The organism is Leuconostoc carnosum, assembly GCF_007954525.1.
Taxonomy (GTDB): Bacteria; Bacillota; Bacilli; order Lactobacillales; family Lactobacillaceae; genus Leuconostoc; species Leuconostoc carnosum.
Genome location: NZ_CP042374.1, coordinates 1,525,983 through 1,550,058, shown reverse-complemented (window position 1 = coordinate 1,550,058; position 24,076 = coordinate 1,525,983). Strand labels below are relative to the sequence as shown.

General features: G+C 37.0%; 25 protein-coding genes, 1 tRNA gene and 1 other annotated feature. Of the genes, 7 read left to right on the top strand and 19 right to left on the bottom strand.

All coding sequences use genetic code 11. The annotated features are described in order from the left end of the window. Positions 1-78: 78 nt before the first annotated feature. A complete protein-coding gene (gene leuS / locus FGL89_RS07725) occupies positions 79-2,490 on the bottom strand; it encodes a leucine--tRNA ligase (protein WP_014974541.1) in 2,412 nt (803 codons plus the stop codon). Positions 2,491-2,865: 375 nt separating this feature from the next. Between leuS and FGL89_RS07720 the strand changes: the two genes are divergently transcribed. From FGL89_RS07720 to FGL89_RS07710, 3 genes are read left to right on the top strand one after another with little or no spacing between them, the layout of a single operon-like run. After that, positions 2,866-3,501, top strand: a complete 636-nt coding sequence (locus tag FGL89_RS07720) for a phosphatase PAP2 family protein (protein ID WP_041773157.1) — start codon at positions 2,866-2,868, stop codon at positions 3,499-3,501. Beyond that, on the top strand, positions 3,488-4,009 hold the full coding sequence (locus tag FGL89_RS07715) for an SAM-dependent methyltransferase (RefSeq protein WP_014974544.1): 522 nt from the start codon (positions 3,488-3,490) through the stop codon (positions 4,007-4,009). The genes FGL89_RS07720 and FGL89_RS07715 overlap by 14 nt, the downstream gene beginning before the upstream one ends. 17 nt (positions 4,010-4,026) lie before the next feature. Beyond that, on the top strand, positions 4,027-4,785 hold the full coding sequence (locus FGL89_RS07710) for a peptidylprolyl isomerase (protein ID WP_014974545.1): 759 nt from the start codon (positions 4,027-4,029) through the stop codon (positions 4,783-4,785). A 49-nt stretch (positions 4,786-4,834) separates the two neighbouring features. On the opposite strand, the gene FGL89_RS07705 is transcribed toward FGL89_RS07710, so the two are convergent. From FGL89_RS07705 to FGL89_RS07695, 3 genes are all read right to left on the bottom strand, one after another. Further along, complete coding sequence (locus tag FGL89_RS07705; protein ID WP_014974546.1) at positions 4,835-5,263, bottom strand: universal stress protein; 429 nt, start codon at positions 5,261-5,263, stop codon at positions 4,835-4,837. Between the two features lie 100 nt (positions 5,264-5,363). Then, positions 5,364-6,062 (bottom strand): ribose-5-phosphate isomerase RpiA, encoded by a 699-nt coding sequence (gene rpiA, locus FGL89_RS07700; RefSeq protein ID WP_014974547.1) that lies wholly within the window; start codon positions 6,060-6,062, stop codon positions 5,364-5,366. A 50-nt stretch (positions 6,063-6,112) separates the two neighbouring features. Beyond that, positions 6,113-6,847 carry an amino acid ABC transporter ATP-binding protein gene (locus tag FGL89_RS07695; RefSeq protein ID WP_014974548.1) on the bottom strand — a complete coding sequence of 245 codons (735 nt, stop codon included), beginning with the start codon at positions 6,845-6,847 and terminating at the stop codon, positions 6,113-6,115. A 135-nt stretch (positions 6,848-6,982) separates the two neighbouring features. Between FGL89_RS07695 and FGL89_RS08665 the strand changes: the two genes are divergently transcribed. Beyond that, positions 6,983-7,120, top strand: a complete 138-nt coding sequence (locus FGL89_RS08665) for a hypothetical protein (RefSeq protein ID WP_014974549.1) — start codon at positions 6,983-6,985, stop codon at positions 7,118-7,120. 193 nt (positions 7,121-7,313) lie between these two features. Here the strand turns inward: FGL89_RS08665 and tuf are convergent, their stop codons facing one another. The 3 genes from tuf to FGL89_RS07680 form a co-directional block, all read right to left on the bottom strand. Beyond that, positions 7,314-8,501 carry an elongation factor Tu gene (gene tuf / locus FGL89_RS07690; RefSeq protein ID WP_014974550.1) on the bottom strand — a complete coding sequence of 396 codons (1,188 nt, stop codon included), beginning with the start codon at positions 8,499-8,501 and terminating at the stop codon, positions 7,314-7,316. A gap of 163 nt (positions 8,502-8,664) precedes the next feature. Next, entirely contained in the window at positions 8,665-9,594 is a 930-nt protein-coding gene (locus FGL89_RS07685) for a hypothetical protein (protein WP_014974551.1), read from the bottom strand. Positions 9,595-9,678: 84 nt separating this feature from the next. Then, positions 9,679-11,520, bottom strand: coding sequence for a ribonuclease J (locus FGL89_RS07680; RefSeq protein ID WP_014974552.1), 1,842 nt, complete (start codon positions 11,518-11,520; stop codon positions 9,679-9,681). Between the two features lie 208 nt (positions 11,521-11,728). On the opposite strand from FGL89_RS07680, the gene FGL89_RS07675 reads away from it, so the two are divergent. Next, entirely contained in the window at positions 11,729-12,370 is a 642-nt protein-coding gene (locus FGL89_RS07675) for a hypothetical protein (RefSeq protein WP_041773221.1), read from the top strand. Positions 12,371-12,443: 73 nt separating this feature from the next. On the opposite strand, the gene rplT is transcribed toward FGL89_RS07675, so the two are convergent. The 8 genes from rplT to larD form a co-directional block, all read right to left on the bottom strand. Further along, complete coding sequence (gene rplT, locus FGL89_RS07670) at positions 12,444-12,863, bottom strand: 50S ribosomal protein L20 (protein ID WP_014974554.1); 420 nt, start codon at positions 12,861-12,863, stop codon at positions 12,444-12,446. An 83-nt stretch (positions 12,864-12,946) separates the two neighbouring features. Next, positions 12,947-13,144 (bottom strand): 50S ribosomal protein L35, encoded by a 198-nt coding sequence (gene rpmI / locus FGL89_RS07665; RefSeq protein WP_004900365.1) that lies wholly within the window; start codon positions 13,142-13,144, stop codon positions 12,947-12,949. Between the two features lie 62 nt (positions 13,145-13,206). Next, the gene (gene infC, locus FGL89_RS07660) at positions 13,207-13,746 is read right to left on the bottom strand and encodes a translation initiation factor IF-3 (RefSeq protein WP_373306179.1); all 540 of its coding nucleotides are present in this window, start codon (positions 13,744-13,746) and stop codon (positions 13,207-13,209) included. A gap of 171 nt (positions 13,747-13,917) precedes the next feature. Next, entirely contained in the window at positions 13,918-14,553 is a 636-nt protein-coding gene (locus tag FGL89_RS07655) for a DUF1361 domain-containing protein (protein ID WP_014974556.1), read from the bottom strand. A gap of 89 nt (positions 14,554-14,642) precedes the next feature. Continuing rightward, complete coding sequence (locus FGL89_RS07650) at positions 14,643-16,016, bottom strand: amino acid permease (RefSeq protein ID WP_014974557.1); 1,374 nt, start codon at positions 16,014-16,016, stop codon at positions 14,643-14,645. Positions 16,017-16,101: 85 nt separating this feature from the next. Continuing rightward, positions 16,102-18,066, bottom strand: coding sequence for a threonine--tRNA ligase (gene thrS / locus FGL89_RS07645; protein ID WP_014974558.1), 1,965 nt, complete (start codon positions 18,064-18,066; stop codon positions 16,102-16,104). A 103-nt stretch (positions 18,067-18,169) separates the two neighbouring features. Next, positions 18,170-18,377 (bottom strand) — a binding site (T-box leader). A gap of 37 nt (positions 18,378-18,414) precedes the next feature. After that, positions 18,415-18,537: a hypothetical protein gene (locus FGL89_RS08790; RefSeq protein ID WP_014974559.1), complete on the bottom strand. Its 123-nt coding sequence runs from the start codon at positions 18,535-18,537 to the stop codon at positions 18,415-18,417. A gap of 77 nt (positions 18,538-18,614) precedes the next feature. Further along, entirely contained in the window at positions 18,615-19,334 is a 720-nt protein-coding gene (larD, locus tag FGL89_RS07640) for a D/L-lactic acid transporter LarD (protein WP_014974560.1), read from the bottom strand. Between the two features lie 255 nt (positions 19,335-19,589). Here larD and FGL89_RS07635 point away from each other — a divergent pair, with 255 nt between their 5' ends. Next, a complete protein-coding gene (locus FGL89_RS07635; RefSeq protein WP_014974561.1) occupies positions 19,590-20,039 on the top strand; it encodes a flavodoxin in 450 nt (149 codons plus the stop codon). Positions 20,040-20,098: 59 nt separating this feature from the next. Here the strand turns inward: FGL89_RS07635 and FGL89_RS07630 are convergent, their stop codons facing one another. The 4 genes from FGL89_RS07630 to serC form a co-directional block, all read right to left on the bottom strand. Continuing rightward, on the bottom strand, positions 20,099-20,824 hold the full coding sequence (locus tag FGL89_RS07630; RefSeq protein WP_014974562.1) for a YebC/PmpR family DNA-binding transcriptional regulator: 726 nt from the start codon (positions 20,822-20,824) through the stop codon (positions 20,099-20,101). An 88-nt stretch (positions 20,825-20,912) separates the two neighbouring features. Beyond that, positions 20,913-21,398: a phosphatidylglycerophosphatase A family protein gene (locus FGL89_RS07625; RefSeq protein WP_014974563.1), complete on the bottom strand. Its 486-nt coding sequence runs from the start codon at positions 21,396-21,398 to the stop codon at positions 20,913-20,915. Between the two features lie 16 nt (positions 21,399-21,414). Then, the gene (locus tag FGL89_RS07620) at positions 21,415-22,593 is read right to left on the bottom strand and encodes a 3-phosphoglycerate dehydrogenase family protein (protein WP_014974564.1); all 1,179 of its coding nucleotides are present in this window, start codon (positions 22,591-22,593) and stop codon (positions 21,415-21,417) included. Between the two features lie 2 nt (positions 22,594-22,595). Next, entirely contained in the window at positions 22,596-23,675 is a 1,080-nt protein-coding gene (gene serC / locus FGL89_RS07615) for a 3-phosphoserine/phosphohydroxythreonine transaminase (RefSeq protein ID WP_041773222.1), read from the bottom strand. A 271-nt stretch (positions 23,676-23,946) separates the two neighbouring features. Here serC and FGL89_RS07610 point away from each other — a divergent pair. Continuing rightward, positions 23,947-24,030, top strand: a tRNA-Leu gene (locus FGL89_RS07610). The last annotated feature ends 46 nt before the right edge of the window (positions 24,031-24,076 follow it).

Genomic DNA, 24,076 nt, shown 5'->3' with positions numbered 1-24,076 from the left:
ACGTCAGTTACATCACATAACTGACTTTCGGAGTTAACTTAATTTCTCCATTTTATAAATTAACATAACTATATTATTTTATCCAACTACAATATTGATGAATTTACCTGGGATAGCAATAATTTTTCGTATTTCTTTACCATCGATAAAGTTTTGAACATTTTCATCCGCTTTAGCTAAATCAATCATACTGTTCTTATCAATGTCCCGTGTAACTTTTGCCTTACCACGTACTTTACCATTGACTTGGAAAATAATTTCTACTGTATCATCAACTATTTGTGTTTCATCATACTCTGGCCATGTTACGTAGGTTATTGATGACTCATGTCCCAAACGCAACCATAATTCTTCAGCCATATGTGGGGCAAATGGTGCTAATAACTGCGTAAATCCATTCATATAATCAATTGGCAACGCCTCTGATTTGTATGCTTCGTTAACAAATACCATCATCTGTGAAATGGCTGTGTTAAATCGCATATTTTCTACATCATCAGTTACTTTTTTAACTGTCTGATTATAAACCTTATCCAAATCACCTTGATTAACTGTTGTCACATGATCACGTAGTTGTCCGGCATCATCAACTAGCAAACGCCAAACACGATCAAGCCAACGACGTGAGCCAGTAATACCTTCCTCAGACCAAGGTTTACTCTGCGTCAAAGGTCCCATAAACATTTCATAGACGCGTAATGTATCGGCACCAAATTGTGCCACGATGTCATCTGGGTTAACAACATTACCCTTTGATTTAGACATTTTTTCATGATTGCCACCCAAAATCATCCCTTGGTTAACCAACTTTTGGAATGGCTCTTTTGTTGGCACAACACCTAAATTATATAAGAATTTATGCCAAAAACGCGCGTACAATAAGTGTAACACAGCATGTTCTGCACCACCAACATACAAATCGACATTCATCCAATACTTTAGCTTATCAGGGTCTGCTAGTTTTTCTTGGTTATGCGGATCAACAAAGCGTAAGAAGTACCAAGATGAGCCAGCCCATTGTGGCATTGTATTTGTCTCTCGACGTCCTTTAACACCATCCTCACGTGTTACTTCTAACCAGTCAGTCAGATTGGCTAGTGGTGACTCACCATTCCCAGAAGGACGTAATTCAGTCGCACGTGGCAGTAACAACGGCAATTCGTTTTCCGGCACTAAACTCTTTGTCCCATCTTCCCAATGAATAACTGGAATAGGTTCCCCCCAATAGCGTTGGCGTGAAAATATCCAATCGCGCAAACGGAAATTAGTCTGCGAATGACCTGCACCATGTTCTTCAAGCCAGCTAATAATGTTATCGATGGCAGTTACTTTGTCTAAACCATTCAAAAAGTCAGAATTAATATGCACGCCATCACCGATATAAGGCGCTTGAGTGATATCGCCACCTTCAATGACTGGTTTGATTGTTAAATTAAATTTGTTGGCAAATTCAAAATCACGTTCATCATGAGCAGGCACCGCCATAATTGCGCCAGTCCCATAGCTAGCCAAAACATAGTCAGCAATCCAAATAGGCAACTTTTCCCCATTTACAGGGTTAATACCATATGCTCCTGTAAATACACCAGTTTTATCTTTATTTAAGTCGGTCCGTTCCAAGTCAGATTTAGCAGATATCATCGCGCGGTAGTCACTAACTGCTTGACTTTGCTCGTCTGTCATAATCTCATTAACTAGCTCATGCTCAGGTGCTAATACCATGTAAGAGGCACCAAAAAGCGTATCAGGTCGTGTGGTATAGACCTCAATTTGTTTATCAGAATGATCAATGTTGAAAAATACGGCAGCACCTTTAGAACGGCCAATCCAATGACGTTGTTGTTCTTTAATGGCTTCTGGCCAATCTAACTCTTCTAAATCATCCACTAACCGGTCTGCGTAAGCAGTAATTTTCAAAACCCATTGACGCAAAGCCTTGCGCTCAACACGATTACCTGAGCGTTCTGACTTACCATCAATAACCTCTTCATTAGCTAAAACAACGCGGTCAATGGGATCCCAATTAACCATCATTTTAGATTCATATGCCAAACCTTTTTCGTACAATTTCTCAAAAATCCATTGTGTCCATTTATAATACTCTGGGTCCGTTGTATTAATTTCACGATCCCAATCGTATGATAAACCTAGTGATTGGATTTGTTCACGAAAGTGAGCAACATTTTGACTTGTGAAATCTGCCGGATTGTGTCCTGTTTTCATCGCATATTGTTCTGCTGGTAGACCAAAAGCATCCCAACCCATAGGATGTAGTACATTAAAGCCCTTAGCTCGCTTGAACCGGCTCATAATATCTGTTGCTGTATAGCCCTCAGGATGACCAACATGTAGGCCTTGTCCTGACGGATATGGAAACATGTCTAAGGCATAGTACTTGGGCTTACTTGTATCATCAGTAGTCTTAAAAGTATGATTGTCTGACCAAAACTTTTGCCATTTTTGTTCTATTTTTTGATGTTCGTATGTCATATTTCTAGCGTGTATCATTAATTCAACCAATCTCAGTGGCTTTATCTAAAAAATTAATGTTGATTAACACGTTTCCTCCTAAATTTGTTTTCTAAACAATAAAAAAATCCCCCTGTGTGACACTAAAAATGTCACATAGGGCGAATCATCGCGGTACCACCTATGTTCACGTATTGCTACGTCTCAAATGCCCTAACGCGACAACACGTTGAAAACTACTATAAGTTCATTTTCAAAAAAATTCAACCGAGTTCTACATCTTGCTTGGTAAACTTGCATTCCCGTTTACTTTCTGATGCCGCGCCATGTATAGTAATGTTGAACATAATGGTTTCATTATAACACGTTTCACATAAATCAGGTATACTATATGTTATGAATATAAAACACAAGCTACAATATTTATCTGTCGTTCTGGCACTATTATTATTTTTATGCTTAACAGTTGGTGTCATGTCAAATGCCACCTGGATTGATAGTTTAAATCGATTGGTTAGAAATATCATTCAACAACGGTCTCCACTAGCTGACAGTTTCTTTTTCAACGTCACACAGTTAGGCGGTGTAACTTTCACAATATTATTAACAATAATTTTATCAGCTATTTTAGGCTATTATCATCATTACCGACAACTTGGATTTTTAATAGTTAACGTTTTATTTTTTGCTGGCTTCATCACACAACTAGTGAAACGTTTTGTGCAAAATCCACGGCCCTTACCGCAATTAATACCAGAATCTGGTTTTAGCTTTCCTTCTGGACACACTATGATGGCCGTTCTATTATATGGCACGCTAATTATTTTAGCGCACATAAACATCAAACAACAGCATATTCGAAACATCATAATTGGTCTACTGGCTATACTGATGGTTCTTATCCCAATCAGTCGAATATATATTAATGTTCACCACCCCACCGACATTTTCGCTGGCGTAACTTTGGGCTATAGTTTACTTGTTTTATCAACAAAAATATTTCATATTGGAGGCACTTATGATTCCAAATAGTCAAGCATTCTCTCACGAATTAATTGAACAAACTGTAAAAGTCGGTGATATAGTCATTGATGGTACAACTGCTAATGGGTCGAATACTAGATTTTTAGCTACTCGAATAGGAAAATCTGGTCAAGTAATAAGTTATACCACTACTAAAGATAACGCTAATGCCACAGCTGCCTCATTATTTATGAGCGGTCTATTAGAACGCGTCACATTACTAAGTAAAAACATTGATGAGCAATTCATCACGGAACTTGGATCAAATAACCAAGTCAGCTTGGCTATCTTTGATTATTCTGAAGATGCACAAAACGAAAATAACCTGCCATTAGACTACCTCAATCAAGTTAATCATGTTTTGCCTCGCCTGACACACGGTGGTTTACTCATAATTAAATTTAATCATCAACCAGACAGTTGGCATAATTTTAGCGACAGCCTATTATCAGCAGATTATAAACAAGCCTGCTACTTAACTGAAAATATCACGACTTACTTGATAGAACGTATTTAAAAGAAAGATTTTCTAAAATGACTAAAAAAAATCAATACATACTACTTGCGACAATATCAACGTTACTTGTCATCATTATTGTCTCAGTCATCGTCATGATGTCAAACCAAACATCTAGTGATAATACCAAAAGCGATCCCGCTTTGAACAACGTTGCCTTACCTCAACTTAATCAAACTGTAACTGATAAAGAAAGTGAAGTTAAACTTGAAACCACTTATGGTGATGTCACAATTAAATTATTTAATCAATACGCACCACTGGCAGTTGAAAATTTCTTAACACATGCGAAAGCTGGCTACTACGATCATACAATCTTTCACCGTGTGATGGCTGACTTTATGATTCAAGGCGGAGATCCCAAAGGAAATGGTTCTGGCGGCGAGTCGATTTGGCATGATAAAGATAAGCAAATAGATAGTGGCAAAGGATTTAAAAATGAAATTAGCACATCACTATATAATATTCGTGGTGCTTTATCAATGGCAAATGCTGGTGAAAACACTAACGGTTCTCAATTCTTTATTAACCAAAACTCAAATAATCAAGCCCAAAAAATTGATAAAAATAACTATCCAAATAAAATTGCGACAGCCTATAAAAAAGGTGGTAACCCTCAATTAGATGGTAGCTACACCGTATTTGGACAAGTCATGAGTGGGATGAATGTTGTTGATAAAATTGCGAATGCAAAAGTGAAAACTACTGGTGAAGGTTCTGAACCAATAGCGCCAGTTAAAATTAATCATATTACAATTCTAAAAGAAGTGAAATAAAAAGCTACGAAAAATTATTTTTCGTAGTTTTTTCATTACTTTCAAATAATTATCGCATAACCAATACATCCATGTCAGCTACCTGGATTACGAAAGCGGGCACTGTACCTGCCATAACACGCTGTAACGGACTTAATCCTGTCTTACCCACAACAATCAAATCACTATTATGATCTTTTGGAAATTCACGTGCAATAACTTGCTTTGGTGAGCCAAAGCGAACGTGAACATCTGTATTGTCGTGACCCAAAGACTTAGCATATTCATAAGCTTTATTAATCACTTTTTCAGCATCTTGTTCCATTTGATAAATGATATCATCATTCATGACAACAGTACCAAAGTATCCGCCACTACGTGTATCAACAACTGTCAAAATATCTAAATGTGCTTGTGGTGCAAACTCAACCGCTTTTTTAATCAACACATTGGATACATCTGAGCCATCAATTGCTACTAAAATATTCTTATATGCCATAATCATTTATTCTGCTACGCTATCCAGCGTGACAAGCTCCTTATTTAATTTATTACATCTTTATTATACTGCTTTGTTTCATAAAATGTAAGCGCTTTTATTAAAATTTCTGAAAACCACCACGTTTAATTTTTTCTATACCATGACTTGTTCCAATAATAATTTCATCTACGGTGTCCAAAAAAAGTCCATGTTCCACGACACCCACACGCCGATCTAAATAATTTCCCAGCTCATGCGGTTGATCAATAGTTTCCAAATGTAAATCAACAATAAAATGTCCCATATCTGTGATAATCGGTTTACCGTCTTTTTCACGTAAAATTGGATACAAATGTTGCGTTGCAAATTCAGCTATTAATTTTCCGCTACCAAATGGCACAATTTCTACAGGTAATGGAAATTGGCCTAATTTTTCATGTACTTTTTGACTATCAACAATCCAAATGATTTTTTTAGAATTTTTGGCAACAATTTTTTCCATTAAAAAGGCTGCACCACCACCTTTAATGCCATTCATATGCTGATCAACTTCATCTGCGCCATCGATAGTTATATCAATCATTGGTGCATCATCAATATCTAAAACTTTTATGCCCAACTGTTGTGCTCTTGCCGCCGTTTTAAAAGACGTGGTGACACCAACAATACTCAAATGCTCAAGCTCTACACGTTCTGCCAATGCTTTCAAAAAGAAATCAACAGTTGAACCTGTTCCCAAGCCAACAACCATCCCATCATCTATCAGTTCTGAAGCTGCAACTCCAGCATGTTTCTTTTCTAAATTAATATTTGTCATAACTTTATCATAACAAAAAAACTCAACCTTTTTTGGCCAAGTCTCAATTATTATAATACTTTTTTCAAAAAGTCTTGCGCTCGAGCAGTTTTTGGTTGTTCAAAAAATGCTTCTGGCTCTGCAATCTCTTGTATTGCCCCATCAGCCATAAACCAAATTGTATCAGCAACTTCGCGAGCAAAACCCATTTCATGAGTCACTACTAACATAGTCATCCCACTTTCTGCCAAATCCTTCATGGTGTTTAATACTTCGCCAACCATTTCAGGGTCTAAGGCACTCGTTGGTTCATCAAAGAGTAAGACATCCGGTGACATCGCCAATGCACGAGCAATGGCCACACGCTGCTGCTGTCCACCTGATAAACTAGCTGGATAAACATCTGCCTTATCTGATAAACCAACCTGCTTCAACAAATCTTTAGCTAATTGTGTTGCCGAACTATTAGAAATATTTTTTACCTTCATAGGTGCTAATTTAATATTTTCTATAACCGATAAGTTAGGAAATAAGTTAAAACTTTGAAATACCATTCCCATTTTCTCACGTAATTTATCTAATTGTTTTTCACTCAAATTTGTTAATTCATTGTCTTCAAAAATGACTTGCCCACTAGTTGGTGCATCTAATAAATTGATTGCTCGTAAGAATGTTGATTTTCCAGCACCTGACGGTCCAAGAATAGCAATAACTTCGCCTTGCTTCACAGTTGTATTGACATTATCAAAAATGACTTTGTCACTATATTGCTTTTTTAAATTTTTTATTGTTAGTAAGTTAACCATCATAAAATTTCCTTTGATTTATTATGTTAAGTATACAACAATATATATAATATACACTTATTATTCATTTATTTTTTGAATAATTGTATATAATTGCATATAAAATGAGTTATACTAACAGGAACGGAGGACATTATGGCAAAAATTGTTAATCGCGAAGAGCAACTAAAAAATTCACTAGACGATTTAATTTCTTTTCCAACAGATCATGATGATGATAATGAACGTCAGAATGCATTAGGTCGTGATTTGGAGTCTAAGGACACAAAGTAAAAGTTTAAATTATAAATCAAACGCATAAAAGGTGCCCCATGAGATAGGTAATAAATCTCATGGGGCACCTTTTATAATATCTATACGTAATTTATTTAGTAAAAGAAAAGCGTCTCTAACTTTGGATAAATTAATAACCAAAGTTAGAGACGCACAACATAAAATTTAATTTTATATTGTAAATAAATATTTATTAATCTTCAATTTCAGTAACTGTTCCGGCACCAACAGTGTGGCCACCTTCACGAACAGTAAACTTCAATCCTTGTTCAATAGCAACTGGTGAAATCAATTCAATTTCAAATGTTACTTGGTCACCAGGCATAACCATTTCTACGCCAGCTGGTAATTCAACAACACCTGTAACATCAGTTGTGTGGAAGTAGAATTGTGGACGGTAGTTAGTGAAGAATGGTGTATGACGACCACCTTCTTCCTTAGAAAGGACATAAACTTCTGCCTTGAACTTCTTGTGTGTCTTAATTGAACCTGGTTGAGCCAAAACTTGACCACGTTCAATTTCGTTACGATCAACACCACGCAACAAAGCACCAATATTGTCACCCGCTTGAGCTTCATCTAAAGTCTTACGGAACATTTCGATACCAGTAACAGTAGTCTTCTTGACTTCATCCTTCATACCGATAATTTCAATTTCAGTACCAGTAGTCAATACACCACGGTCAACACGACCAGATGCAACAGTACCACGACCAGTAATTGTAAATACATCTTCAACTGGCATCAAGAAAGGCTTATCATTTTCACGCTTTGGTTCTGGAATATATGAATCAACAGTATCCATCAATTCTTCGATAACCTTAACTTGTTCAGGATCACCTTCAAGAGCCTTCAAAGCTGAACCCTTTAATACAGGAATATCATCGCCTGGGAAATCGTATTCTGATAATAGTTCACGAACTTCCATTTCAACTAAGTCGACTAATTCTTCATCATCAACCAAGTCTGTCTTGTTCAAGAAGACAACTAAGTAGTCAACACCAACTTGACGTGCCAACAAAATATGTTCACGTGTTTGTGGCATAGGACCATCAGTTGCAGCAACAACCAAGATAGCACCATCCATTTGAGCGGCACCAGTGATCATGTTTTTAACATAATCAGCGTGTCCTGGGGCATCAATATGAGCATAGTGACGTGCTTCTGTTTCATATTCGATATGAGAAGTGTTGATCGTGATTCCACGTTCCTTCTCTTCAGGAGCATTATCAATTTCAGCAAAATCAGTAGCTGTACGGCCCTGCTTTTCAGCCAATACCTTTGAGATTGCGGCTGTCAAAGTCGTCTTTCCGTGATCGACGTGTCCAATAGTACCAATGTTAACGTGGGGCTTAGTGCGAACGTAAGTTTCCTTAGCCAATGTAGTTTCCTCCAAAATTCATTTTTCAATAATTTGAAAAATGTTTATAATTATATTTTACAACGCAAGCCATCAAAAGACAACAGTTAATTGCGTTTTTCCGGCTTTTGAAGCCAGAAATTATTATACCTAGTTATTAAAAAAATGTAAAGAGTTTTGTCTATTATTTTTCAAAAAAATCTTCTGTCAAATTTCTTACTTTATCATGCCATTGTTTTTGTGATGATAATTCTAAGTTGTTTTGGCGACCATAGTAATGATCAATTGTTGCATTAACCCAGTTTTCTATATCGACCACAATTTCTTCTATCCTAGGATAAATTAAAGTTAATTCAAATCTGGCTTGTTGTGCTAACATATCTAATGCTATTGGGTCATCTTGACTTAATTTTTCATCTAATAAATCAGCGATTTGTTCAAAAACTTTAGAATTAGTTAACAAAGGTATTCGACTAAAATTAGCAGTATATAATTCATCATCTAACCAGCGATACTGAATATCTTCGTCTAACTTTAGTTTTTGCAAATCTTCAAGTAATGTTGCACGAATAATGGGTGTCGCATAAGGGTCAACTAGTATATACTTAGCCCCAATAATAAATTGATCTACAGGTAAATGCCTGCCCGACTCATAGCGATCACGCTGCTCAATAATATCAGTATCACTTAAATGATAGAATTGGCGAGCAATGGTTTTAAACGTCGCTGCCATTGTTATTTCAGCATTTTTTTCAGCATCTCTAATTTCTTGAATGACAGCTTCTCGTGTATCCACACCATCCCACAAAACAGCTAATTGTTGTGCATAAACAAAATTTTGATTTTGTATGGCTAACGCTACAACCATTCGAAAATTAGCTTCATCATCTAAATAGTTCAACAAGAAATCATCAGCATATGATGATGCTAATTGATATTGCTCATCCATGAATAACGCAGTAACTAATCGATAATTCACTTCAAAAGTGGATAATTTTTCATACAATTCAGCCAGTGTTTCGGCTGCGTCATGCCAATTTTCCTGAGTCATTTCAATATGTGCACGATCAATAAGGCTTTGTGTTTCCGGTGGTAAATGATTTTCTAAAGTCATATATTTATCAATGTATCAGCTGACTTTATTCAACCAATATCTCTCCTTCCCTAGTCATTTTTACAGGCAGAACCATAAAGATAGTTAAGATTTCTCTGTTACTTTAGTTACTGGCTTATTTTTAGCATGATTTTGTGGCCGTTTATTCGCCACTTGCTTTTCGGATACTTCTTTTTTGTTCTTTTTTACGACTTGGTTTTTATTTGGTTGTGTCCCCGACTGTGCTACTTTATGCGCTGTTGGTCGGCGATTTTGATTCACTTCCATCACAACTGGCATAACCATCGGACGTCGACGCGTTTGTTCAAATAAATAACGTGATAAGACTTCACGTACGCCATTCTTGAGTTCAGTCCAATCAAAACTTTTTGTGTTAGTCAAATAGTCTTCAATCTGTTTCACAGTTAATTCTGAAGCTTCCTTCATCAAGTCACGATTGGCTTTCACATAAACAAAGCCACGTGACGTTAGTTTGGGTTTTGAAACGACTTGACGTTTCTTACGATCAATTGTGACAACTGACACAAAAATACCATCTTCTGACAAAATACGACGATCTCTCAAAACGACATTCCCAATGTCACCAATACCAGAACCATCAATCAATGTTTCTCCTATGGTAAATGAATCTTGCAATTCAAAATGATCTTCTAACCACTTGAATTGATCTCCTTTCATAGCCATGAGAATATGATCTTCAGAAATATTAACCTCTTCAGCAGCTTTTTTAGCTGTTGTCATCACGCGGTATTCACCTTGAATGGGCATGAAATATTCAGGCTGTATGACATTAATCATCATTTGTAAATCATTACGTGATGCATGACCACTTGAACGTAAATCAGTGCTAATTTGTTTAACATCCGCTCCTTGCTTAAACAACATATCACGTGTTTTAGCAACAATACCTTCCATCGCAGTGGATGGTGTCGTAGTAATAAAGACCAAATCATCTTTACCAATACGAATGTAAGGATCTTCGCCATTCGCCATTCGATTTAAATGTTTAACAGGTTCGCCCATTCGGCCAGTTTCAAGAATGACAGTTTCTTCTGGTGCTAATTTTTTTGCATTTTTCAAATTAACGAAAAGTTTGCTCTCTGGTACCGGTAAATTTAATTTACGTAAACGAATTGCTGTACGCACAACATTCTCAATATCATTACCTGACAAAACTAATTGTCTTTTGGTGGCAACAGTTGCATCAATGACTTGCTGAATACGTTGCACGTTCGATGCCACAGCAGCAACAATAATTCGTTTCTTTTTATTATCACGGAAAGTTTCTAAAATGTAATCACTAATTTTAGATTCGTTGACTGAATTAGCATTATCACCCGTACCAGCTGCGTCAGCTAACAAGGCCAAGACTTTCCCTTTTCCAACCTCTACTAAACGAGAGATATCCGTTTGATAGTAACTTTTTGCTGTTTGATCAAACTTAAAATCACCTGTGTAAACAACTTGACCATAAGGTGTTCCCAATACAATACCCAATGATTCAGGTATTGAGTGCGTTGTATTGAAGAAGGATACGGTAACATCTCCAAATACAATTTCAGTTTTTTCATTGACAATGTGATAGTCATCATATGTGTTCAACGCTTCTTGATCTTTAATCGCTAGTTTAGCTAGCTCAATTGTCATCTGTGAACCAAAAATTGGTGCCTGTACTTGTTGTAAAAAGTATGGCAATGCACCGATAGCATCCGCATGACCGTGAGTCAAAAAAACACCAGCAATTTTATCTGAATTCTTTATAAGATATTCAAAATCTGGTACAACAACGTCCACACCTAATTGATCCGTTTCTGGATACTTTAGACCAGCATCTAGAATAAAAATCTCATCATTTACCGTTACGGCATACATGTTTTTACCGTTTTCGCGAACGCCGCCAAACGGAATAATACTTAAATCTGTCATGATTATTTCCTTTATAAATAGACTTATAGTAATAAGTCGAAATTTTTCGTAAATATAACAATTAGACGTTTTGGTTTCTAAAACACGGAAACATCCTATTTCTTGTCTCGATACGTAATTATATCTATTTTAACATACTTTTAAATTTTTCTGTTATCATTGTTACAGAAAGGAAATGCAGTAGGGATTCCATCTGCACAAAATGACTATGCAACGTAAACCATTTAAAAAATCACATAAAGTACGTAATATTATCATCTTTTCTCTGAGCATCATTATTATATTAGGTATTGCTTTCACATTTTTTGGACAAAATAACTCGAATAAAACCGAGCAAACAAGTAGCTCTTCTAGTACTCCTAAAAAGCAAAAATCTAAAGCGGAACCGACCACTCAATCCAGTTCATCAGAAGATTTGGCCAGTGAGTCGACCTCTATACCAGAAGCGCCTGCTGGTCCAGCAGTTTCATCAGCCATTAGCACTGTAACCGATGATGCCACACAGGCTCCCATAGAAGACAACACATCTAATAGCCCATCATCATCTTCAGTTGCAAGTAGCAGTGGTACATCTTCAGATTCTTCACAGGCCACATCAAGTTCACAACCAGCAGCATCTTTTGGTAACTGGTCGGCAACTACCTATGAGCAAATTGCTATTGGTTCCGCTACATATGATGACGTACGTAGCGCTTATGGTAACCCAACTTATTTAACAGCTAGTGATCGCGTCTATGCTACATGGCAAAGTAAAACTGGTATAAAAGTATCTATTGTATTTACCCCAACTGGTAATGATGACAATCTAAAATTAATCGCTAGTAGCAAATCTCAATCTGGACTACAATAACTATTACAGGACTTTCTAAATTAATTCAAATAAAAAACGCGCATTTGCGCGTTTTTTATTTGAATTAATAATCTTAACGATCAACCTTAACAGTTGTTTCCAATGTTGCAGCAATACGTTCTTGTACCAAAACATTGTCTGATGCCAAAGCTGACTTTGCTTGATCTGCTAAGTTTGAAAAAGTATCAAAATCAGAAACAGCAATTTCAGCCAACATCTTACGGTTTAATTCAACACCAGCTAATGTCAAACCATGCATTAGTTTTGAATATGACAAACCATTCATGCGTGCTGCTGCGTTGATACGTGCAATCCATAACTTACGGAAATTACGCTTTGTGTTCTTACGATCACGGTATGCATACAAATATGACTTCCATACTTGTTGCTTTGCAACCTTAAAATTAATACGACGTTGACCACGGTAACCCTTAGCCAACTTAACCATCTTTTTACGACGTGCGCGTGAAACTGTACCACCCTTAACTCGCATGGGTAATTCCTCCTAGAATTCTAAAAAATAAATTGCTGGATCTACGATCCAAAATGTAGATAGATGAACCATCGCAAGGCGAATTAGATGTTTGACAACATCTTAGCGTATGTCTTAACAGTCGTTGAATCCATCATGCGTGTACCACGCAATTGACGACGTTGCTTCTTTGTCTTACCATGGAAACGGTGTGATGTGTAAGCTGAAGCTGACTTCAACCCACCATTGGCTGTCTTCTTAAAGCGCTTTGCTGATGCGCGGTGTGTCTTCATCTTTGGCATGTGACTAATTCTCCTACTTTATAATTTTGTTTAAACTTGTAAACAAGCAATTAAACCCTTAATTACTTGGCATCCCTGGGAGCCAAGATCAAAAACATTTGGCGGCCATCCATTTTGGCACGTTGCTCAACCTTAGCAATATCATCCAGTTCTACAGCCATACGGTCTAATACTTGACGTCCAATATCTTGGTGCGTAATCATACGACCGCGGAAACGTAGATTAAGCTTAACCTTATTTCCTTGACTAAGAAACTTAATAGCTGCTTTTTTACGTGTCTCAAAGTCACCTGAATCAATAACTGGTGACATACGGACTTCTTTAACTTGCACAATTTTTTGGTTTTTGCGTTGTTCTTTTTGCTTCTTTTGAGCTTCGAACTTAGCCTTCCCCCAATCCATGATTTTAGCTACTGGTGGTTCAGCGTTAGCTTGTACCAGCACCAAATCTTGGTCTAAATCGTTAGCAATTTGTTGTGCGTCTCGAGTTGACATTTCTGTCTGCTTACCTTCATGGATAAGCAATACGCGAGGAACGCGAATATTTTCGTTGATTAAATCAACTTGTCTTGGTTGACGTGCTATTGTCAGGTACCTCCAAATTTATTTTGTGAATCAAGAAGAAAAGTGGATAAAGAAATTAATCTTCACCCACTCCGAATACTTGTAGTCCATAAGGACAACTGTATCTGCCAAGCAACATCATCACTTGGCGAGAAGCGGGCGCTTCTACTTGTTCAACAAATACCATTTTACGCTGTTATATCAATTCTGTCAAGCATCTATTCTTGATGTCTGAATTAAGCGTATGCCGTAATGAAAAATGACTAATACAGCAAACTGTGCACCGGCAAACAAAATCACAAAAGTAACCATATGATAACTCATAGACAATACAATATTTCTCATGACACCAGCAATATCAGTGAACACATCCCATGAATTCAATCGCAAATACCGGCCCAAATAAATTCCGATCGCCGATAATACGGACACAATAGCAGTAACACTCCAATATACCAAATGCATATGCTGTTGGAAGACTGAACTGGTAATAATCTCCAAACTTAAAATACCCAAGCCAACACCAATAAAAATGCCAGTGGCTAAAACCGCATAATTAAAATACTGTGTTGCTTGATCTAAGCTTGTCCCAATCGCATACAAATGAATGAAATCTGTCATCATATACATCGTATTTGGGAAAAACAGCAACCAAAAGCTAGCAAAAAGTATCTTAACTGATCGTGATTTTGTATAGGATACTATCAATGCAAAATCAAATGGCAGTAGTGATAAAAACACATTCCAATTTAAAAATGTGAATCGTGTTGGTGTTAAATGAACAAACAAGAAAAATAGGATGATTATAATGTGGACAATACTAATATTTAAAAACCTAGTGTTCATCAATTGCCCTCCTTTTTACAAAGTATTAAATGTATCATATCACAGAAAAATTATGCTATCTTAAATTACGGGTAAAATAGTTTTTCTATTTATTTTGTCAATGTTTTAGGCTGACGCATGGCAACTAATCCAAAGACTACTAACCAAATGGTTGCTCCAATTGCCGGCACACGTGATTCAGGATTAAAAAAGAGTGTAATAAAAACAAAAACAAAGAATGCAATTGCAGCAGGAACTAACGTTTTAGGGGCAATAACCAAAAAGCCATCAGCCATGTAACTATCAGATTTCCGATATTTGAGATAAGCAATTAAAATCAAAACATAAATCATCAAAAATAGATCTGTTGATGCACTCGTAACAAAACTGAACGCATTAGTAACGGCAGGAATAACCGAAATAATAGCTGAGAAGCCGACCATAAGTGCAGTAAATAGCACAGCGTTAACGGGTAACTTTGTTCTCGACATCTTTCTAAACGGTTGTAAAAATTTTGCTTTCGATTGAAAAGCTAATGCATAAAAATTTCGACTAGCACTAAAAAGTACTGAATTCAGAGCTGAAGCTGCACTAGTTAATACAACAAAATTAATCAATGCAGCAGCCCATTTAACACCTGCTAATTGAAACACCATGACAAATGGGCTTTGATCAGCGGGTATTTTTTGCCAAGGATAGATCGTCATAATAATAAATAATGCACCCAAGTAGAAAAATAAGATTCGCCATGGTATTTGGTTAATTGCTTTTGGTAAAACCGCACGAGGATTATCCGTCTCAGCAGTTGTCATACCAATAAATTCCATACCAACAAAAGCAAACATGACCATTTGAAAGGCATTAATGAAATTACCAACACCATTTGGAAATAAAGTAAAATGGTCAAAAACATTCCCAAAAGATACATCGCCTACTGGTGTTTTAAAACCGGTTAACGCCATAATAATACCAGTCATAATTAAAGCAAGAATCGCCACGATTTTAATCATAGCAAACCAAAATTCGGTTTCACCATATAACGCAACTGCAACCAAGTTTATACTGGTTAATATAATTAACATCAAAATTTGAATAAGCCATCCCGGAACGTTAGGAAGCCAATATTGTATATATTTGGCTACCGCAGTTAACTCTGCCATACCCATGAAGACAATCGTCAACCAGTAAGACCAACGCGCAAAAAAGCCAGCACGATTACCAATATATCTTGTTATAAACGTTATAAATGTGTGTTGTGATGGGTCGGCATATAATAATTCACCAATTGCTCGCATCATGACAAACATAAATAAACCAATAATTAAGTAAACAAATAAAATTGAGGGTCCAGCAAAATTTATCGAATGACCAGCTCCCATGAACAAGCCGGTACCAATGGTACCGCCAATTGCAATTAACTGAACATGCCTATTTTGTAGCCCACGTTTTGGTGGTTGCTTTGTACTTTCTGTTGCTTCTGTCATTAGTAAAAAAATCCTCCAGCGTTACTCAGCTTGTATATGATATACCGTATAAAGCACCCGACGAACAGTCGCCAGGTGCTTTATACTAATTGTTCGGCATTTGACGTGAATAGTTTGACACGTCTTCTAAAATCAAATTTTGGAATGCTGAATACGACATTGTTTCAGTTTTATCTTGACCATAACGACGTACTGTTACAGTATTATTATCGACTTCAGAATCCCCCAATACCAACGTATATGGTATTTTGTTAGTTTGAGCTTCACGAATCAAGTAGCCCATTTTGGCATCTTTTGTCTCAACATTTGCACGTAAACCAGCATCCTGTAAGTGCTTTTGCACACTAGTTGCATAATCGCCATGTGCACCCAAGTTAACAGGAATAATCTGAACTTGTAATGGTGATAACCATGTTGGAAAAGCACCCTTGTACATTTCAATCAAGTATGCAGTGAAACGTTCCATTGTGCCAACAATACCACGATGCAACATAACAGGGCGATGATTATCTTGACCATCAGCACCAATATAAGTCAGATTGAAACGCTCGGGCAACAAGAAATCCAACTGAATGGTTGACATTGTTTCTTCACCACCCAGAGCGGTTTTCGTTTGTACGTCCAGTTTAGGACCATAAAAAGCTGCTTCACCTTCTGCTTCAAAGTAATCAAGCTTAAGATCGTCCATCGCACGCTTTAACTGAGCCTGTGATTTTTCCCACATATCATCGTCATCAAAATATTTTTCTGTATTTTTAGGATCACGATAAGACAAGCGGAATCGATAATCTGTAATGTCAAAATCACGATAAACACCCATCATCATTGTCAAAATTGATTTGAATTCTTCTTCCAATTTTTCAGGTTCAACGAATGTGTGCCCATCATTCAATGTCATTTCACGGACTCGTGACAGACCAGTCAAGGCCCCAGACTTCTCGTAACGATGCATCATACCCAGTTCAGCAATCCGCATTGGTAACTCACGATATGAACGTGGCTTATGCTTGAATACCATGATATGAGATGGACAGTTCATTGGTCGTAATTCTAAGAATTCACCATCTCCCATGTCCATTGGTGGGAACATATCTTCACGATAATGATCCCAGTGCCCCGACGTTTTGTACAAATTCAAGTTTGATAATACTGGCGTATATACGTGTTGGTAGCCATTGGCCAATTCTTTATCGGTAATATACCGTTCTACTTGACGACGAATAGTTGCCCCATTAGGCAACCAAACGGGTAAACCAGATCCCACTTCTTGGCTCGTAAAGAATAAGTCCAAATCACGACCAATCGTTCGATGGTCACGTTCTTTCGCTTCTTCACGACGTTGTACTTCAGCATCAACATCAGCTTGTTTCCACTCAGCAATACCGTAAATACGCTGCATCATTGGGTTCGAAGACTTACCACGCCAATAGGCACCAGCCACTGATGTTAATTTAAAATGCTTAATCCAACCAGTGGATGGTACAAGACCACCTTTATCTAATTCAACATGATCACCTTGAACTGCAATAGTAATTTTTTCATCCACAGGTAAATCAGAAATTAATTCAACCTTATATGGATCTTCTGAAAATGTTTTCAAAGCTTCGTCACGTGTCAATTCTCGTGAAACAATCGGTAGATCTTCTGCAACGATTTTATGCATCATGGCTTCAATTTCAGAAAAATCTTCAACGGAAACTTGATTCCCTGCGCCATTATCTGTATCGTAATAAAAACCATTATCAATAAATGGACCAACCCCAAAATGCATGTTAGCAAATTTAGGTATGCGCTTAAGGGCCTGTGCTAATAAATGAGATGCTGAGTGACGTAACAGTGACACCGCTTCATCATCAGAAGTTGTAATTAATTGAAAGTCCCCTGATGCTGGAATAATATCATTCATACCAACATACTCACCATTTAATTTAGCAGAAACCGACTTTTTCGCCAATGATTTCGAAATACTCGCTGCAACTGCAAGAGGTGTGGTTGTTTCATCAAAGCGCTTTACTGCGCCATCTGGAAATGTAAGACTAATTTCTGACATGTGTAATATCCTCTTCAAATTTAAAATTAATTTTGAATCACAGTTCATATTATAGACTAGAAGATACCAAAACAAAAAGCATCCCTTTGTGCCAATATAGACACAAAGGGACGCTTTACCGTGGTACCACCCAAGTTTAACACGCTGAACGTGTGACTCAAATGACAATTAACGGTGTCACCCGGATACTTTTCGTTACCTACTCACCTATCACTCAAAGGTAGTCTGTCAAGTACAAATGACTCATTTTCACCAACCATGAGCTCTCTAAACATTTGCTACAATCGAGTTGTCCTTATCAACGTTCTTGAAACCCAGTTTAGCACGCTTTTTATGATTGTGCAATACTTATTTTGTCTTGATTTGAGATAAAACAGTTGCTAACGTGTCCTTAGCAACATCATCGTGATCTAGAATACCATTATCAAATGCTACTTTTAAAGCATCATATTGTTGTTGTGTTATCATCATTTGCCTTTTCCTTCAGAAATTTAATACTCTTAATTATAAACAAAATTAATAACTTTTCAAATCTACAAACATAGTTACTATAATCCAAGGTAATATTGCGCAAACAGTGCAGCAAAGATGGCACCTACAAAGGGCGCAATACCAGGAATTAATAAACCATATTGAAAGTCTGCATTCGCACGATTTTTCCATGGCAAAATAGTATAGGCAATCCGCGGTCCTAAATCACGTGCTAAATTCATAGCAAAACCGGTTGTACCACCCAGACCCATCCCAACAGCCCAGACTAGGAAACCAACACTTAAAGGCACCATCCCTGGTACATCCCCTACACGTTCAGAAATCGCCATGATGCTTGTTAAGAAAATAAAAGTTGCAAACGCTTCAACAAAAAAATTCCGGGGTAAATTTCGGATAGCTGGTGCCGTTGAAAAAATATTTCTGACAATAATTGGATCAATGTCTTTTTCAGATAATTTAAATTGATCCGCATACATCACATAGACAATCAATGAGCCAATAACTGCGCCGAGTACTTCAACCAGACTCACAATTAAAAAATACAGCAAACTAATATTACCTAAAATGAGTTGCGCCAATGCCATTGCTGGATTAATGAACACCTCACCAAAGATAAGTAAGACAATTGAAATACCGAAACCCCAAGTAGTAATTGAAAAAATATGTCCTGAACCATGGTATTTCGTACGGTTCAGTACTTCGTCGGCATGTACGCCAACACCAAAAATAATCATTAAAGCAGTTCCCATGAACTCAGCCAACAACTGGTGTAACATTTGTAATCTCCTAAGCGGTTGCAAATTAAAAAAAGTCGCAGTTTTTTTATGTGATTTACCATTCCTTATATTAAGGCTTCAACTCACTACTGTAAAGCATTTTGCTGATTTGTCTTGAAACTGTCACATTCAAAAAGAAATACCTGAAAAGTAATCTATACAATATTTTGGTAGTTAGTTATAATTAAAGAAAAACGTCGGAGGGAAAGTGATTGATACATTTATTTAAAATCGTATCAATCACAACTAATTAATATGAATGCTCAAGTTGTTTATGCAACAATCACCGGAAATAATGAAGAAGTCGCTGATGTCATTGTCGAAGCACTAGAAAGCGCTGAAGTCAGTGTGACAAAAACTGAAATATCACAAACAGAAGTTGACGAACTCGAAAGTACAGATATTGCCATTATCGTTCCTTACACATATGATCAAGGCTCATTACCAGATGAAGGATTAGATTTCTTCGAAGACCTTGCTGAGGCTGACCTAAGCGGTGTGGTATATGGTGTAGCCGGTTCGGGAGATACTTATTACCTATCAGATTTTTGTTTAGCTGTACCAAAATTTGAAACACAACTCGCACAAACGAATGCGATCAAAGGTGCTGAAGGTGTTAAAATTAATTTGCATCCGGACGAAAAAGATACAATTGTCCTACAAGCCTTTACGCAAAAGTTAATTCAAGTCGCAAAGAATCAATGAGAATAAAAAGAAGTATTTTGAAGGTTTCCTTCAAAATACTTCTTTTATACTTACCACATTTATTCATCAGCTGTTGTATAAACTGCCAAGACATCCTCATTTTCTTCTAGTTCGTCAACAAGCTTATCTAACTTTTCACGATCCTCATCAGAAATCACCATTGGATTTTGAGCAATCATTGTTACTTCGGCATCTTCAAAAATGTAACCTGCTTCAGTTAATGAAGCCTCTACAGTTTGGAAATCTCCCGATTCTGTATAAATTTCAAATACTTCATCTTGCGTTTGAACATCTTCAGCACCAGCTTCCAAAGCAGCTTCTAGTACCGTGTCTTCATCCAAATCTGGAAAGGCTTCCCGATCAATTGCTAAATACCCTTTTCGATCAAATTGAAAAGCCACTGAACCAGATGTTCCTAAAGCACCGCCATAATGTTTAAAAGAATTACGAATACTTGAAACAGTACGATTGATATTATCCGTTGACGTTTCAACCAAAACAGCTACACCTGCAGTACCATAACCTTCATAAGTTACTTCTTCAAACTTTTGTCCACCAGCGCCGGAAGCCTTATCTAGCGCACGCTGAATGTTATCTTTTGGCATGTTTGCCGCTTTAGCTTTATCCACAACTAAACGCAATGAAGCGTTCAAATCCGGATCAGCACCGCCTGCTTTTGCAGCAACGTATAAATCATGTGCCAATTTTTGAAAAATTTTACCACGCTTAGCATCTTGGGCATTTTTACGGCCCTGGATGTTATGCCACTTACTGTGTCCTGACATTATAACATCTCCTTGAATTTATCAATATCATCCTATTTTATCAAAAAAATACCCTTGTGACTAGCTTTGCAAGCTTTATAAATAAAGATTAATACTTATTTCCACCCAGTAACTCTAAATAAGTCATCGCTGAACTTGCAATCAAGGCAGCTAATATATCATCTAAGTAAACATTGATACTATCAGTTTTATCATTAATTATGCCAATTAACCCTGGTTTCAAGTCATCAAGCAACCCATAATGTACTGTTGCAGCGGCTGAAAATTGCTGTGTAATAGCGATTGCTAGAATTTCATCAACGTTGTGTCCATTAGCATCACGTTGCAAACGCGCCTTCAGCGGTTGGCTATCCGGCATGCTCTCTGCTTGTTCATCTAAATAAAGTGCCGTTAAAATAATATCAGCAACCTCATCTTTATGCAAAACACGAGTGATACTTTGAGTTAATACCTCTTCTTCAATGGCATCTTTATATTTTCCAGTTAAAAAGGTGCGTGTGCCATCTGTAATATCTCCTAAGCTGACACCACGTTGTGCTAATTTATTAATGGCTGCTTCTTGTAATTCTTTCATGAATTATATCTCCCTTTTAAAAATTATCATTCACATAGCGACGCGTTAAGATGACATGCGGAATACTATCTAATGCAACTTTCACATATTCTTGTTGATCAATTGTAAAATCATTGATAGCTACCAATGTGTAAGCATAATCACCAACAGCACGATTACTCAACTGTTCAATGTTAATATTCTTGTCACCAAAAAATGTCGATATTTGTCCAATCATATTTGGTACATTATCATGAATAATGCCCACACGGTATTTTGTAGTAAATGGTTCATCTATATCCGGATAATTAACTGAATTAACAATATTACCAGTAGTTAAATAATTATCAAGTTGGCGAGCGGCCATTAAGGCACTCATATCTTCTGCCTCAACAGTGGAACCACCAATATGTGGTGTAATAATAACTTTTGGATGATCAAATAATGCTTCATCAGCAAAATCTGTAATATAAACACGCAATTGATCTTGATCTAACGCTGATTTCGCTGCCAAATCATCCACTATCCCACCACGTGAAAAGTTTAATAAAGCTGCATCTGGTTTCATCAATTTAATACTTTCCCCACCAATAAAATATTTATTCTTATCAGTAAGTGGGATATGAACAGTAACATAATCAGATTGTCGTAAAACCTCTTCAACAGTTTTGGCATGCTTGATATGGCGATCAATGCGCCAAGCGGTATTAGCATTAAGTCCTGGATCATAACCAATGACATCCATGTCTAATGCTAACGCTGTGTTAGCTACTTTTGATCCCACATTTCCCAAACCAATAACGCCCAAAGTTTTCCCGGCTAATTCCGTACCACGGTAACCACCTTTATTTACCTCAGTACGTAATGATACATCACCACCACGAGTTTCGTTTGCAAACCCAATCGCCCCGACAACGGGACGAGCAGCTAATATTAAAGCTGCAATAGTTAATTCTTTTACAGCATTAGCATTTCCACCAGGTGTATTAAAAACAGCAACACCGCGCTTTGACAAGGTGTCAACAGGGATATTGTTAAACCCTGCACCTGCACGAACAACTGCACGAACACTACTAGGAATAACCTCATTGTGCAAATTCTGTGAACGCAAGAGGATACCCTTTGGCTCCTCTTGACCATTAATATCATAATGATGTGCATTTAAGTAAGCCAAACCTTTTTGGCTAATGGCGTTATATGTTTTAATATTTGTCATACTTATTTTTCTACTTTCTGTAAAAATGAAATCAGTGCATCCACTGCTTCTATAGGTTGCGCGTTATAAAGTGATGCCCTAAAGCCGCCAACGGAACGATGCCCTGCTAAGTTAAATAAGCCTTCTTGTGTTGCTTGCTTCGCAATGGCTTTGTCATTCTGAAGATCACCTGTTGTAAAAATAATATTCGTTAATGACCGCTCTTCAGTGGCTACCGGTGCTGAAAAATAATCAGATTGATCAATAAAATCATAAAGTCGTTGAGATTTCATCAAATTCCGACGATGCATCTCTGCCACCCCACCTTGTTGCGCAACCCAATTCAAAACTAAATCCATCACATATATTGAGAAAACGGGTGATGTATTGAACATCGACTGTTTATCGATATGATTTTGGTAACGCATCATCGGACCCACACCAGTAATATCTTGTTGATCTAACCATTCTTTGCGAACAATGGCCAGTGTCACACCTGCCGGTCCAAGATTCTTTTGCCCACCAGCAAATACAGCATCAAAAGTGTTAATATCATATGGTTCTGCTAAAATATTTGAACTCATATCTGCGACTAAACGACCAGAAGTCACTGGTAGATTATTTTGATGGAAAGTTGCACCTTCAATAGTGTTATTTGTAACAATATGTAAATAATCATAATCATCAGCATTAAAATCCGAAGGTAAACTCGGTAATTGTTGATAATGCTGTTGTTTAGTACTGTCAATAACCGTTAACTTTTTACCAAGTGCTTCAATAGCTTCACCAGCTTTAGCTGCAAAATTACCAGAATCCAGTAGCGCAACATTTTGCTGATGTGTTGCAAAATTTAAGGGTAACATTTCAAATTGCAGTGAACCACCCCCTTGTAAAAAGACTACTGCGTATTCATCTGGAATGGCCATTAATTCACGTAATTTTTGTTCAGCATCAAAAATAATATTTTGAAAAGTCCCTGAACGATGCGATATTTCCATAATACTAAGCTGCGTGTGTTCATTCTTTTCAAATTCATTCTTAACTTGTGTAACTACTTCTTCAGGAATCACACCAGGACCAGCAGAAAAATTATATGTTGTCATTGTCATTATATGCGCCCCTACGCAAAGCCCTATTTTGGGTATAAAAAAACCACACCGCGTCAAAATGACCGTGTGGCTATGTTTAACATCGCTGTATGTACGCGAAGAAAACTCGTCACACTTATGGACGAGTGGCGGATAAATTTTCGGTTAACATACTTAATCTTAACATCATTATCTCTTTTCAATATTACACTATAATCTTACTATATTTGCATTGAAAGTCAATGTTTTATTTTATTAATAAAACGCGTATAATATTAATAGTAATGCCGCTGTGGCGGAACTGGCAGACGCGTACCGTTCAGGTCGGTATGAGAGCAATCTCGTGCAGGTTCGATTCCTGTCAGCGGCATAAAAAAGCACTCTTAGAGTGCTTTTTTTGTAAGGTTTTTTAAAAA

Excerpts from the sequence above, each read along its gene's own strand:
- FGL89_RS07715 (WP_014974544.1), top strand. The coding sequence starts at position 3,488 with ATGATTCCAAATAGTCAAGCATTCTCTCACGAATTAATTGAACAAACT.
- FGL89_RS07680 (WP_014974552.1), bottom strand. The coding sequence starts at position 11,520 with ATGACAGATTTAAGTATTATTCCGTTTGGCGGCGTTCGCGAAAACGGT.
- FGL89_RS08665 (WP_014974549.1), top strand. The coding sequence starts at position 6,983 with ATGGCAAAAATTGTTAATCGCGAAGAGCAACTAAAAAATTCACTAGAC.
- FGL89_RS08790 (WP_014974559.1), bottom strand. The coding sequence starts at position 18,537 with ATGATGATAACACAACAACAATATGATGCTTTAAAAGTAGCATTTGAT.
- thrS (WP_014974558.1), bottom strand. The coding sequence starts at position 18,066 with ATGTCAGAAATTAGTCTTACATTTCCAGATGGCGCAGTAAAGCGCTTT.
- FGL89_RS07630 (WP_014974562.1), bottom strand. The coding sequence starts at position 20,824 with ATGTCAGGACACAGTAAGTGGCATAACATCCAGGGCCGTAAAAATGCC.
- FGL89_RS07710 (WP_014974545.1), top strand. The coding sequence starts at position 4,027 with ATGACTAAAAAAAATCAATACATACTACTTGCGACAATATCAACGTTA.
- FGL89_RS07685 (WP_014974551.1), bottom strand. The coding sequence starts at position 9,594 with ATGACTTTAGAAAATCATTTACCACCGGAAACACAAAGCCTTATTGAT.
- FGL89_RS07695 (WP_014974548.1), bottom strand. The coding sequence starts at position 6,847 with ATGGTTAACTTACTAACAATAAAAAATTTAAAAAAGCAATATAGTGAC.
- FGL89_RS07705 (WP_014974546.1), bottom strand. The coding sequence starts at position 5,263 with ATGGCATATAAGAATATTTTAGTAGCAATTGATGGCTCAGATGTATCC.
- FGL89_RS07635 (WP_014974561.1), top strand. The coding sequence starts at position 19,590 with ATGAATGCTCAAGTTGTTTATGCAACAATCACCGGAAATAATGAAGAA.
- FGL89_RS07720 (WP_041773157.1), top strand. The coding sequence starts at position 2,866 with ATGAATATAAAACACAAGCTACAATATTTATCTGTCGTTCTGGCACTA.
- FGL89_RS07655 (WP_014974556.1), bottom strand. The coding sequence starts at position 14,553 with ATGAACACTAGGTTTTTAAATATTAGTATTGTCCACATTATAATCATC.
- FGL89_RS07620 (WP_014974564.1), bottom strand. The coding sequence starts at position 22,593 with ATGACAAATATTAAAACATATAACGCCATTAGCCAAAAAGGTTTGGCT.
- larD (WP_014974560.1), bottom strand. The coding sequence starts at position 19,334 with ATGTTACACCAGTTGTTGGCTGAGTTCATGGGAACTGCTTTAATGATT.
- rpmI (WP_004900365.1), bottom strand. The coding sequence starts at position 13,144 with ATGCCAAAGATGAAGACACACCGCGCATCAGCAAAGCGCTTTAAGAAG.
- serC (WP_041773222.1), bottom strand. The coding sequence starts at position 23,675 with ATGACAACATATAATTTTTCTGCTGGTCCTGGTGTGATTCCTGAAGAA.
- FGL89_RS07625 (WP_014974563.1), bottom strand. The coding sequence starts at position 21,398 with ATGAAAGAATTACAAGAAGCAGCCATTAATAAATTAGCACAACGTGGT.
- FGL89_RS07650 (WP_014974557.1), bottom strand. The coding sequence starts at position 16,016 with ATGACAGAAGCAACAGAAAGTACAAAGCAACCACCAAAACGTGGGCTA.
- rpiA (WP_014974547.1), bottom strand. The coding sequence starts at position 6,062 with ATGACAAATATTAATTTAGAAAAGAAACATGCTGGAGTTGCAGCTTCA.
- FGL89_RS07675 (WP_041773221.1), top strand. The coding sequence starts at position 11,729 with ATGCAACGTAAACCATTTAAAAAATCACATAAAGTACGTAATATTATC.
- leuS (WP_014974541.1), bottom strand. The coding sequence starts at position 2,490 with ATGACATACGAACATCAAAAAATAGAACAAAAATGGCAAAAGTTTTGG.
- rplT (WP_014974554.1), bottom strand. The coding sequence starts at position 12,863 with ATGCGAGTTAAGGGTGGTACAGTTTCACGCGCACGTCGTAAAAAGATG.